A 13,265-nucleotide genomic window follows, 5' to 3' on the forward strand; every position below is an offset into this window, starting at 1 on the left:
TTTTGAGATAAACAAATTTTTTATTACCTTTGCGCTCAGATTTTTTAACTAATAACCGATTCAAAAAAATGAAGAAGATTCTTTTTCTAGCGTTCCTTATGGTCTCGGCCTCTACGGCTTGGGCAAAACAGGTTGTTATCCAAACCAAGAACACCACGATGGTGCTTGATGTAGAAACGGGTAAACAACCACAGTATGTGTATTATGGTGCAAAACTAAGCGACTACGATTTGCAGAATCTGCAATCCCCTCGTGACGGACGTATGGATGCTTATCCTGCTTATGGCATGAACTGTCCTGCCGAGGCAGCTGTAGCCATGACCCATGCCGATGGCAATATGTCGACAGAGCTTTTTGCAACAGATGTAACCACACAAGGCTCTGTTACTCAGATTACGTTGAAAGATCCCAAATACCCTGTTCAGGTAGTGCTGTGCTATCAGGCACGTTTCGATGAAGATATGATTGAAACCTGGACAGAAATCAAAAACGGCGAGGCCAAACCCATCACTCTTACGCAATTTGCCTCTTGTTCACTGCCCATCCGTCGCGGAAACGTATGGCTTTCGCACTTTGGCGGTTCGTGGGGCAACGAGGCTCGCTTGATTGAGGAGCCTATCCAGCTTGGACAGAAGGTGATTAAGAATAAGGATGGTGTACGCAATGCACATACCGATCATGCCGAAGTGATGTTCTCGCTCGATGGTAAAGGCCGGGAGAACAGCGGCGATGTGATTGGTGCCGCCCTCTGCTACTCAGGCAACTATCAGCTGAAAGTTGAGACCGATGACACAGAGTACCACTACTTCTTTGCTGGCATTAACCCCGATAACTCGGCCTATCATCTTAAGAAAGGTGAGACATTCACCACGCCAAAGGTGGCATTCAGCTTCTCAAAGTGTGGTCTCTCAGGTGTATCGCGCAATTTCCACAAGTGGGGCCGCAAATATATGCTGGCTCACGGCAATAAAGAGCGTAAGATACTGCTCAACTCTTGGGAGGGTGTTTACTTCGACATCAACCAGCAGGGTATGGACCAGATGATGGGCGATATAGCCTCGATGGGAGGCGAGCTCTTTGTGATGGACGATGGCTGGTTTGGCGTGAAATATCCTCGCAAGACCGACAACTGTGCCCTTGGCGACTGGGAGGTTGATAAAAACAAGCTACCCGAGGGTATCGAAGGTCTGCTTCGCGATGCCAAAAAGCACGGCATTAAGTTCGGCATATGGATTGAGCCAGAGATGACCAACTCGGTATCCGAACTCTACGATGCACATCCCGACTGGGTTGTAAAAGCACCAAAACGAGACGTAGTAAAAGGTCGTGGCGGCACGCAGCTGGTACTCGATCTGGCTAATCCAAAGGTGCAGGACTTTGTGTTCTCGATTGTAGATAACCTGATGACTAAATATCCTGAAATCGATTATATCAAGTGGGATGCCAACATGGCCATCATGAATCATGGTTCGCAGTACCTCACCATGAACGATCAGAGTCATCTTTATATCGAATATCATCGTGGTTTCGAGAAGGTTTGCCAGCGTGTTCGTGCTAAGTATCCCAACCTTACCATTCAGGCCTGTGCCTCTGGTGGCGGTCGTGCCAACTGGGGTGTTCTGCCATACTTCGATGAGTTCTGGGTAAGCGATAATACCGATGCACTGCAGCGTATCTACATGCAGTGGGGTACCAGCTATTTCTTCCCCGCCATCGCAATGGCTTCACACATTTCGGCCACACCTAACCACACCGTTTTCCGCACCACAGCGCTCAAATATCGTGTTGATGTAGCTATGAGTGGTCGCTTGGGTATGGAGATCCAGCCAAAGAATATGACTGACGACGAGAAGGAACTCTGCCGTAAGGCTATCGCCGAGTACAAGCAGATTCGTCCTATCGTACAGTTTGGCGACATCTATCGCTTGGTTTCGCCTTACGATAAGCAGGGATTGGCATCGCTCATGTATGTGGATGAGCAGAAGTCGAAGTCGGTATTCTTCTGGTGGAAAACCGAATCGTTCCAGAACGAGCATCTGCCACGTGTAAAAATGGCTGGTCTCGATGCCTCGAAGAATTATAAGATTCACGAGTTGAACCGTATCGATCTGCGTCCGATGGATGTCGAGGGTAAGGTGTTCAGTGGTGCCTATCTGATGAATCACGGCCTTGAAATGCCTTATCGTAACGAGCCCGAATGGAGCAAGAAAAACGATTGGAGCAGTCGTGTGTTGTTGCTTGAGGCACAGTAACTTAGGCTAAGAAAAAGGCGCAATATACATTCTTTTCATTAAAATAGGATGTATATTGCGCTTTTTTTCGTATTTTTGCAGCCGAATGGAACTACAACGAAGATTAGAACATTGGCTGATTACGCTGTTCATGCTTTTTGCTATGCAACTTTATGCCTTAGATGTGAAGCATTTTACTTTCTCACATCTGAGTATAGCTGATGGTGTGGATAATCAGCGTATATTTTCTGTTTGCCAAACCACATCTGGTGCCATTTGGTGGTCGTCTATGAAAGGCGTAGGTCGCTATAATGGCTCGAAAGTAAGAATATACCGACTCGACGATGGTACGCCTTTCGCTCATCTTGGCGGGCGTGTTATTAAGATGGCCACTAACGATAAAGCCATTTATGCTTTTGATAATCGTGGCTCCATCTATCTTTTCCAGTCAGTTCTTGATGGTTTTAAACCAGTAGCCAGCATCTCCAAGAAGCTGGGGCACGAGGTGGCATTAAACGATATCCACGTAAAGGATGGCAACCTGTTCCTGGCCTTGCACGATGGTGTTTATCTGCTGAAGGACACCACACTTACCCAAGTGATGAAGGGAACTTATGTAAACCAGATTGTACCTATGATGGGCCATCTGCTGTTCTGTGCCCGCGATGGTGTATACAATGAACGAGGCCAGCGATTGTTACCTTATAATGCTGAGTTCGGCTACTACGATGAAATGTCGGGCCGCTTATGGATTGGAGGTTACGAGAATGGTCTTCATATGGTAACCATTAGTCAGAATGGCAAGATTACTTCCGATGAGTTTGTGCGTATATCTGATCAGAATCTGTATCGTAATCCTATCCGTAGCATTTGTCCTTACGACGATGATACCATGCTGATCGGCATTGATGGACAAGGTGTTTATCAGATTAGTCGTGATGGTAGGGGCGGTTGCTCCTTGCTCTTCGATGCCAACGAGTCGGAGCATAGCATGTTGCATGGCAACGGCGTTTATGCCATGCTGGTAGATAGTTGGAAAAACATCGTGATAGGTACCTACTCTGGTGGTATCGACATCGCCCGTCCTATCAGCACTACCACAGCCATCTATCAGCATCTGGCAAACAACCAGCAGAGTCTGCTCAACGATAATGTGAACATGGTGATGCCGCTTTCGGCTGACGTGTTGCTGATGGGTACCGATAATGGTATTAGCATTAAGAACCTTACTACTGGGCAATGGCAGCATTGTTGTCAGGGTACAGTTGTGCTTAACGCCAGCAAAAAAGCCGATGGTAGTGTGCTGGTTTCAACCTATGGTAAAGGCGTTATCGAGATTGATAGTCGAGGCAATGTACGTCAGATATACACAAAAGACAATAGTTTTTTGAAAGACGACCATGTTTATGCCACCTTATATGATAAGGATGGTGGTCTGTGGATAGGCTCTTTGAATGGCGATCTGGTATATAGTCCTGTATCGCAAATCAGTCAGAAACAAGCCGAATGTCGCAACTATCCAGTACACGATGTTCAAGCCATTACACAGCTCACTTCTGGACAGATTGTGGTTGGTACAGCCTTTGGACTTAAGCTGATTACACCTGGTAGCGCCGAGGTTAAGGAGTTAGACTATACACCTGCTGGTGTAACCGATGTAAACCCATTTGTAACACATCTGCTGGCTTCGGGCATGGAGTTGTGGATAGCTACCGATGGTGGTGGCGTTTATGTTTACCATCTTGGCAAGCACGTCAGTCGACAGATAACTACAACCAACGGCCTTCCATCTAACTATGTACGCAGCTTGGTTAAAAGCCGCGACGGACGTATATGGATTGCTACGGACGAAGGTTTGGCTTTTGTAAAGTCGGGCGAAGGCGACAAGGTTATTAATGCCAATTACTGTTATGGTTTTAATCGGGAGTACTCGCGTGGAGCAGCTCAGGTACTGCCCGATGGCGATATCGTATTTGGCTCAACTACAGGTGCCATCATCATTCATCCTGAGAATGTACAGCCCCTTAATTATACTGCCAGCATCACTTTCGTTGGTGTTAACTGCGATGTAGATTCGGATAAACTGCAGAATACAAAGGTGTTTAACCTGCTTAACCAAGGCAGGTTGAGTCTTTCTTACCGTCAGCGCACGTTCGATCTGCAGTTCGAGAGTGTAAACATGCGTAACCACTTCGATATCGTTTACCGCTACAAGATGGGACGTGGCGAGTGGAGTAAACCCACCGACCAGCAGTATATACGCTTTGTTAATCTCGAGCCAGGCGAGCATCAGCTAACACTACAATGCCTCAGTCGTACAACAGGTACTGTGCTCGACTCCAAAACGCTGATTATTACAATTGCCCAACCTTGGTGGAGCTCGTGGTGGATGTGGTGCATCTATATTGCTTTGGTATTGTTGGCGTTCTATACCGCTTGGCAGGTATATAAACTGCACGAAAAGTACATGCGCCTGACCATCGATCATCTGAAGGCTACCAATGCTTCTACACCTGCATCAGTACCCGCTGCCGACGAGCCCGAAGAGGTGCAGGTTGCTGATAGCGATGAGGCAGAATCCGACTTTGTAGATAAGGCTACCCAACTGATATCCGAACATCTTAGCGACACCGATTATTCTATTGACAGTCTTTGTCGCGAAATGGCTATGAGTCGTACACTGTTCTATGTAAAACTGAAGTCGTTTACAGGTAAATCGCCTCAGGACTTTATCCGTATCATCCGTTTGGAGCGTGCAGCCCAGATGCTGAGAAACGGACGTAGCGTATCAGATGCAGCTACACTTGCAGGCTTCGAAAATGCCAAGTATTTCAGTACAGTATTTAAGAAATACTTCGGCGTATCGCCCTCAAAATACAAGTAAATAAGGTTTGAATTCTGTTACAAAAGGTTTCAAAGCTATCAGAAAATAGCAATGAAACCTTTTTTGCGTAGCATCAAACCCCCATCAGGAAAGGTTTGCATAATTTTGCAAACCAAATAAAACAATCAGATAATTAAAAATGATTTTTGAGTTATTAGTTAGTAGTATTCTTTGCTGTGTAATGGCTGCGCCTGCTAAGGCTCAGCCTACAGCAAAGGAGTGGAACAAAGATGTTGTTGGTTGGAATCTGGGTAACCAGTTTGAGTGTTCGGCTCCAGGACAAGATGGCGAATCGATGGCCATCGGTATGGCCGATAACAGTATCAAGGCCGAAACCGCCTGGGGAAATCCTGTGGTAACCAAGAAAACCATCAAGGCAGTAAAGGAAGCAGGTTTTAATGCCGTTCGTATTCCTATCCGTTGGCAGTGTCACATCACCAATCCTACAGCCATGAGTATCGATAAGGCTTGGCTGGCTCGTGTAAAGGAGGTGGTTAACTGGTGCCTGAGCAACGATCTGAAAGTGATTATCAATACACACCACGATAAGTGGCTTGAGGGGCGCCCCACCAACCAATACAAAGACGAGAACAACCAGAAGTTAGCTCTGCTTTGGCTGAATATAGCCAGCGAGTTTGCCAATTACGACTACCGTGTAGCCTTTGCCGGAACTAATGAAGTACACATTAAGGACAACTGGGGTAAGCCCGAAGCCGAGAATCTGGCTGTGCAGAACTCCTACAATCAAACTTTTGTTGATGTGGTACGTGCTACAGGTGGCAATAATGCCAAACGCCATCTGCTGGTGCAGACGTATGTTTGCAACCCCGATTTCGGAATTAATAACGGCGATTTCATTGTGCCTACTGATATCGAGGGCAATGGCAACGATTATATGAGTGTAGAATTCCATTACTATACCCCCTGGGATTATGCTGGCGAGTGCAAGTATAATTTCTGGGGTGAGCCTTATAAGGCCAAAGGCGAAGCTTCGCCTAACGACGAAAAGACCATGAGCGAGTTTTTCGATAAGGTGGTAAGCACATGGAGTAATCAGGGTTTAGGCGTAGTAATAGGCGAGTGGGGTGTTACCGATCGCCAGAAGAGCGGTCAGACCGATTTGATTCATGAAAACATGACCTACTACTGCCACTTCCTAGTTTGCGAGGCTAAGAAGCGCGGTTTCTCCACCTTTATCTGGGACAATAATAGCTTTGGCAGTGGTTCGGAGCATTTCGGCATCTTCGATCGCAATGCTGGCATGAAGGTTAAGGCACCCTGGGTGCTTCAAGGTATTTTGGATGGCAAGAAATAATATATAAATTCCAATTATAATTTAACTAATTAAACAATGCACATGAAGAAATCAAAAACGCTTCTCAGTCTGCTTTTTGCAGGCATGATGTGGATGCCGTTGACAGCAGGTGCCGTTACAACTAACGGTCATGCTACTTCAGTAGCCCCCGACGACCAGACCATTTCTGGTACCGTAGAGGATGCCAATGGCCCAATGATTGGAGCCACTGTTAAGGTGGTTGGTAGTTCTGCAGGAACTGTTACCGATATCGATGGTAACTTTAAGGTAAAGTGCAAACCCGGCGATATGCTCGAAATCAGCTACATCGGATTTGCTACTAAGCAGGTAAAGGCCAAGCAGGGCATGAAAGTCCTGATGGAGGAAGACAAGACCTTGCTCGACGAGGTTGTTGTTACCGCCCTGGGTATCAAGCGCGATCGTAAGGCTCTGGGTTACGCCCTCTCTGAGGTAAAGGGCGAGGAGCTTACAAAGGCTAAGGAAACCAACGTTATCAACTCGCTTTCGGGTAAGGTTGCAGGTCTGGTAGTTCAGAATACCGCAGGTGGTGCTTCTGGTTCTACCCGTGTACTGCTGCGTGGTAACACCGAAATCAGTGGTAACAACCAGCCTCTCTACGTTATCGATGGTGTGCCCCTTGACAATACCAACTTTGGTAGCGCAGGCACTGAGGGTGGATACGACCTGGGTGATGGTATCTCAGCTATCAACCCCGATGATATCGAGAACATGACCGTACTGAAAGGTCCTGCCGCTTCGGCCCTTTATGGTAGCCGTGCATCACATGGTGTGATTCTGATTACTACCAAGAAGGCCGACAAGGATAAGATCAGCGTTGAGTATAACGGTTCGCTCACATTCGACCAGCAGCTGGCTAAGTGGGACGATATCCAGCAGGTTTATGGTATGGGTTACAGTGGTGCTTACAGCCCAACTGCTACTTCGGGTACCAACTCAAGCTGGGGTGCTAAGGCCGACGATCTGGAGATTGAATATTTCGATCACGTAAAGCGCCCATTCCTGATGTATCCTAACAATACCAGCGAGTTCTTCCGTACTGGTATGACTACCCAGAACACAGCTATCCTGTCTGTTAACTCTGGTAAGACTGGTGTTCGTTTCAGCGTTACCGATATGCGTAACAAGGATATTCTGCCTAATACACACATGAGTCGTGATAACTTCAACCTGCGTGTAAACACATCGGCAGGTCCTGTTGATCTCGACTTCACAGCCAACTACACTCGCGAGGATGTTAAGAACCGTCCTGCACTGGGCGACTCTCAGAGCAATATCGGTAAGAACCTGATGACTTTGGCTGGTACCTACAATCAGGCTTGGCTGAAGCACTATCAGACTGAGGATGGCGACTATGCCAACTGGAATGGTAACGACCAGTATAACAAGAACCCTTATTGGGATCTGTATAAGAACGAGAACACCACTGGTAAGGATGTGTTCCGTCTTACAGGTAAGGCCATCTGGAATATCACCGATCACTTGAAGTTGCAGGGTACTATCGGTACCGATATGAACTTCATGTCGTTCCAGGACTTCATCTGCCGCACTACTCCTGGTAAGCAGGCTGGACAGCTGCAGAACCAGAAGTTCACAAACCGCACTCTGAATGCCGAGCTGTTGGCACTCTACAACAACCAGTTTGGCGATTTCGATGTAAATGCTACCCTTGGTGGTAACATCTTCAAGGTAAACAATAAGACTGATATCTTTACTGGTACCGACCAGCAGATGAAGGATATCATTGCTATCATGAACTATGCCGAGCAGAGCATTCAGCAGAATACTTACAAGAAGCAGATTAACTCTATCTTCGGTTCGGCTAGCGTAGGTTATCAGCACACCTACTATCTCGAGGCTACCGTACGTGGCGATAAGTCATCTACTCTGCCTATTAATAATAATGTATATATCTATCCTTCGTTCTCAGGTAGCGTTGTGTTCTCTGAGTTCATCAAGAACAAGAGCCTGATTAACTATGGTAAGATTCGTGCTTCGTGGGCACAGGTAGGTAGCGATACCGATCCTTATCAGCTGGCGCTGAACTACACCACAGGTAAGTACTCTTACGGTGGTTATGTAATTGGTATGATTAACAACAACACCCAGCCTAACAAGGACCTGAAGCCAACCCGTACCAACAGCTTTGAGCTGGGATTGGAGATGAAATTCTTCAAGGGCCGTCTGGGTCTGGATGTAACTTACTACAACCAGTTGTCAAAGGATCAGATTATCGGTCTGGCTTCTTCATCAACATCTGGTTATAACTATCGCCTCATCAACGCTGGTGAGATTCAGAACAAGGGTATCGAGATTGCACTCAACGGTCGCGTGCTGCAGATCAAGGATTTCGCATGGGATGCTGGTGCAAACTTCTCAAAGAACACCAATAAGGTTAAGTCGCTCATCGACGGTATGGACTACTTCGAGCTTGAGAAGGCAACCTGGTGTGGTGTTAGCGTAGGTGCCGAGGTTGGTAAGAACTACGGTTCAATCATCGGTAAGGACTTTAAGCGCACAGCCGACGGACAGGTAATTATCAATGCCGAGAGCGGTCTGCCAGTTGTTGACGATCAGACTCACACACTGGGTAACGCCTCATGGGATTGGACTGGTGGTTTCTATTCTACCTTTACTTATAAGAACTTCCGCCTCTCTGCAGGCTTCGACGTTAAGGTTGGTGCCGATCTCTTCTCAATGTCAATGCGTTCGGCCTATGCTACAGGTAAAGCCAGTGGCACACTCGAGGGCCGCGAGGAGTGGTACCGCTCTGAGGAGCTGCGTAAGCAGGCTAATATGACACTTGATGAGTGGCGTGCTGCCGGAAAGTGCGAGGGACTGATTGTTCCCGGTGTTATCGACAATGGTGATGGTACATACCGTCAGAACGATATTGCCGTTAATCCTGAGTCGTACTGGAAGACAGCTACCGAGAATGCACCATCGATGTTTATCTACGACAACTCGTATGTAAAGTGCCGCGAAATCACCTTCGGTTACACATTCCCTGAGAAGTGGCTGGGTAAGACCGTGAAGGGCCTGAACGTTTCGTTCGTAGCTCGTAACCCATTCATCGTATGGAAGAACATTCCTAACATCGATCCTGACTCTGGTTACAACACCTCAGGACTTGGTTTGGAGTATGGTTCGCTGCCCTCACGCCGCAGCTATGGTATCAATGTTAATGTTAAATTTTAATGAGTATCAGTTATTATGATTACCAAATATATTAAGAAAACCCTTTTCGCTGGTATGGTTGGCTGTACCTTCCTGGCTACTGCATCTTGCAGCGATAGTTACATGGAGAAGCTCAATACCGACGAGACCAAGGCGTCATCGATTGCTCCAAGCGCCCAGCTCACTACAGCATTGCTGCAGACCTATGGCGACTTCGGACTGATGGACACCTATCGTAGCTACATTACTGGTTTTACACAGCACTTCGCAGGTGGATGGAACGTTAGCAACTATGCTGGTAGCGTACATGCACAGGACGATCAGATGCGCCTGATTTGGGACCAGTACTATGCTGTGGCTATCAAGAATATTGTAGATGCCATCGCAAATTCTGAGGATATGCCAAACACCAATGCCGCTCTGCGCATTCACCGTGTTTACCTCATGTCGGTTCTTACCGATACCTATGGCGATATTCCTTGTACCGAGGCTGGTTTAGGCTTTGTTAAAGGTATTTCTAATCCTAAGTACGATACTCAGGAGGAGATTTATAACTTCTTCTTCGATGAGTTGGCTGCTTGTGTAGATCAGCTTGGTACTGGCACCGATAATATTGGTGGCGACGTTACCAGTCTGTATGGCGATCCTGCAGCTTGGCGTAAGTATGCCAATGCCCTGCGCCTGCGCTTTGCTATGCGCATCAGCGATGTGAACCCTACTAAGGCTCAGCAGGAGTTCGAGAAGGCCCTCTCGGCTAATGGCGGTTATATCGCCTCTGAGGCCGACGATGCCTACATTATCTATACCGACAGCCCCTTTACTCTCTACGACGGCTCACGCGACCTTGATTTCCGTGTAAACGCACTTGGCGAGATTCTGTATGGCCAGGATCCTACTTCGCCTACATTTATCTGCTCCACATTCTTCAATATCTTAAAGGATAACAACGACCCACGCCTTTATCGCATCTGCCGTCACTACATCAACACTAATCGTTCGGAGATTAAGCCCGACCGCGAGTGGAATATCGATGTTACCGACGAGGTTAGAGCTTATCTCGACAAGGTTGATACCTATACCGCTTGTGTACCAGGTGCTGCCTGGTGGAGCGATTGGGTAAATGCACCTGCTAACTCTGAGATTCCTACACTCGAGAAGTATGTAAAGATGTATCCCGAGGCTGGTTTCGATCAGAACAACTTCAATGCACGTATGATTCGTCCATTCCTCTCTATCGACTTTGAGATGCCCGAATGTCCTGGTACACTCATCAACTCAGCCGAGGTAGAGTTCCTGCTGGCCGAGGCTAAGCTCAAGGGATGGAATGTTAACGGTACCGTTGAGGAGCACTTCAAGGCTGGTATCAAGGCTTCGATGGCCTGGATGAACAACCACTATCTGCAGAACAAGGATAAGATTGCCGATGCCGATATCGATGCCTACATCAATGGTTTGATGAACGCTGGCGTGCTTACTACCAATGCTAAGGAGGCCATCAACACTCAGGCTTACATCCTGCACATGATGAACCCTGCTGAGGCTTGGGCTAACCTGCGTCGTTCCGACTATCCTGTACTGGCCGATCGTACAAAGCTGGCTATCCGTCCCGACTTTACTTACGACGATGCTAATCTGTCAACACCTAATCGCCTGCGTTACCCTATCCTGGAGAACCAGTACAACAGCGAGAACTACAAGGCTGCCATCGAGCGCATGGGTGGCAAGGACGATTGGCACAAGCGTCTCTGGTGGGACACAAGCGATATCAATGTCGAGTAATAATTTTAAAGAAATAATTGCATTATGATTACTAAGAATATATCAAAATATCTCGCCATGTTCTTCATGGTTTGCGGCATGGCTGCTAATACAGCTTGCACATCTGATGAGGATCCGTTCTTCACGGCTGGCGAGGACGATTATCCCCGTATCCTGAATACGGATATCCCCGAAGGTAAGGGTGGCGAGCCTGGCGTGCTCATGACCATCGAGCGCACCCAGAACTTCCAGTTCGACGTAATGGTTACCCCCGTTAAGTACACCACCGTTACCTGGCTTATCGACGATGAGCAGGTAGCCGAAGGTCTTTCTATCGACACACCTGTACTGGCTGGCGAGCACATCGTAAAGATTGTAGCAGCTACCACTAAGGGGCTTGAAACCTCACGTACCTGCAAGCTCGTTGTTCTGCCTGCCGAGGGCGATCCCTCACTGGCCAGCGACGGCAAATCACGTTGGCTCACTATCGGTAGCACCAAAACTATCGATTGCACCAATGCTACTAACGTAACCAAGGTGTTCGTGGGCAAGCAGGAGGCTAGCAACGTATCGTTTGCAAACGGAAAACTTACCTTTACTGTTCCCAGCATGGCCGAGGGCGAGTACACTGTTGTTATCGAGGCCGATGGCGCACGTTATGGTTGCGGCGTATTCACAGTCAGCAACACCGAGTATGTTGATCCAGGCGTAAAGGAGACTGTACTCTGGGAGGGTAGCACCGAGATTAACTGGGGCGATGCAAACGTTACTGTCTCAGCTGCCGATATGGCTAATGTGCCTGTAGGCGCTACCATCCGTTTGGTTTACGAAATGGCCGATATGCCTGATGGTTATCATGCCCTGCGTATCACCACACCTTGGTGGGGCGATAATGCCGAGGATCAGATCGTAGCTCAGTTCGACCTCACAGCCGACACACCAAACCCATTCGAGTTCACCTACACCGAAGCCAACAAGGCAATCGTAGATGAGCGTGGAGGTATGCTCATCGTAGGTTATGGTTACAAGCTTACAAAAGTGGTTGCTTTAGAAAATGTAGCTCCTGCCGAGACCACCCTTTGGGAAGGCGGCATCGAGATTAACTGGGGCGATGCAAACGTTACTGTCTCAGCTGCCGATATGGCTAATGTGCCTGTTGGCGCTACTGTGCATGTTTACTACCAGATGGCCGATATGCCTGATGGCTATCATGCCCTGCGTATCACCACACCTTGGTGGGGCGATAATGCCGAGGATCAGATTGTAGCTCAGTTCGATCTCACAGCCGACACCGCTAACCCATACGACTTTACCTACACCGAAGCCAACAAGGCAATTGTAGATGAGCGTGGCGGTATGCTCCTTGTAGGCTACGGTTACAAGCTTACCAAGGTAACATTCTCGAAGTAAATAAAACATCTATATTACCATGAAATTTCAAGGGCTGGTATTCCTCCACACGGATACCAGCCCTCATTTTGTTTAACCATTATATCACAACTTATTTTAAGGTGATAATTGCGAAATCTCTCAACCTCTCACTCAAATCTTCTGAAACATGCATAAATACTGGGGATAGAGGAGGATGAGAGGTTTGCTAAACCTCTCACTAAAGCTCTCACTATACCTCTCACTTTTATATCAAAGATGACGAATGCTGAAACTTCTCATAGGGGGAGGTTGAGGGAGAGGTTAGGTGAGAGGTTGGAGCAACCTCTCATGTGGCTGAAATGCTTTGTATATAAAGGTTTCAAAGGTATTGAGTGAGAGGTTGAGATGTTTTTGCAAAAAAATCATGCCACCATTAATGCTGGCATGAGTACTTATTAGATATGACTCCAGTACGCCTTAGGAAGTACTGCAGTCCTCTTACTAAAGGACT

Annotated in this window: 6 protein-coding genes; all 6 read left to right on the forward strand. The window is 47.4% G+C overall.

Translation table 11 applies throughout. The features are described 5' to 3' along the window. Window positions 1-68: 68 nt before the first annotated feature. The 6 genes from PRU_RS12915 (at window position 69) to PRU_RS12940 (ending at window position 12,793) form a co-directional block, all read left to right on the forward strand. On the forward strand, window positions 69-2,252 hold the full coding sequence (locus PRU_RS12915; protein ID WP_013063473.1) for an alpha-galactosidase: 2,184 nt from the start codon (window positions 69-71) through the stop codon (window positions 2,250-2,252). 85 nt (window positions 2,253-2,337) lie between these two features. Continuing rightward, window positions 2,338-5,115, forward strand: coding sequence for a helix-turn-helix domain-containing protein (locus PRU_RS12920; protein ID WP_013065632.1), 2,778 nt, complete (start codon window positions 2,338-2,340; stop codon window positions 5,113-5,115). Between the two features lie 181 nt (window positions 5,116-5,296). Continuing rightward, window positions 5,297-6,430 (forward strand): glycoside hydrolase family 5 protein, encoded by a 1,134-nt coding sequence (locus PRU_RS12925; RefSeq protein ID WP_013065624.1) that lies wholly within the window; start codon window positions 5,297-5,299, stop codon window positions 6,428-6,430. A gap of 36 nt (window positions 6,431-6,466) precedes the next feature. Then, a complete protein-coding gene (locus PRU_RS12930; RefSeq protein ID WP_176763647.1) occupies window positions 6,467-9,646 on the forward strand; it encodes a SusC/RagA family TonB-linked outer membrane protein in 3,180 nt (1,059 codons plus the stop codon). Window positions 9,647-9,661: 15 nt separating this feature from the next. After that, a complete protein-coding gene (locus tag PRU_RS12935; RefSeq protein ID WP_013064036.1) occupies window positions 9,662-11,404 on the forward strand; it encodes a SusD/RagB family nutrient-binding outer membrane lipoprotein in 1,743 nt (580 codons plus the stop codon). Between the two features lie 24 nt (window positions 11,405-11,428). Next, the gene (locus PRU_RS12940) at window positions 11,429-12,793 is read left to right on the forward strand and encodes an IPT/TIG domain-containing protein (protein WP_013063366.1); all 1,365 of its coding nucleotides are present in this window, start codon (window positions 11,429-11,431) and stop codon (window positions 12,791-12,793) included. The last annotated feature ends 472 nt before the right edge of the window (window positions 12,794-13,265 follow it).

The sequence above is a fragment of the Xylanibacter ruminicola 23 genome, assembly GCF_000025925.1.
Taxonomy (GTDB): domain Bacteria; phylum Bacteroidota; class Bacteroidia; order Bacteroidales; family Bacteroidaceae; genus Prevotella; species Prevotella ruminicola.

Coding starts and splice junctions, on each gene's coding strand:
- PRU_RS12930 (WP_176763647.1), top strand. CDS start 6,467: ATGCACATGAAGAAATCAAAAACGCTTCTCAGTCTGCTTTTTGCAGGC.
- PRU_RS12915 (WP_013063473.1), top strand. CDS start 69: ATGAAGAAGATTCTTTTTCTAGCGTTCCTTATGGTCTCGGCCTCTACG.
- PRU_RS12940 (WP_013063366.1), top strand. CDS start 11,429: ATGATTACTAAGAATATATCAAAATATCTCGCCATGTTCTTCATGGTT.
- PRU_RS12935 (WP_013064036.1), top strand. CDS start 9,662: ATGATTACCAAATATATTAAGAAAACCCTTTTCGCTGGTATGGTTGGC.
- PRU_RS12925 (WP_013065624.1), top strand. CDS start 5,297: ATGGCTGCGCCTGCTAAGGCTCAGCCTACAGCAAAGGAGTGGAACAAA.
- PRU_RS12920 (WP_013065632.1), top strand. CDS start 2,338: ATGGAACTACAACGAAGATTAGAACATTGGCTGATTACGCTGTTCATG.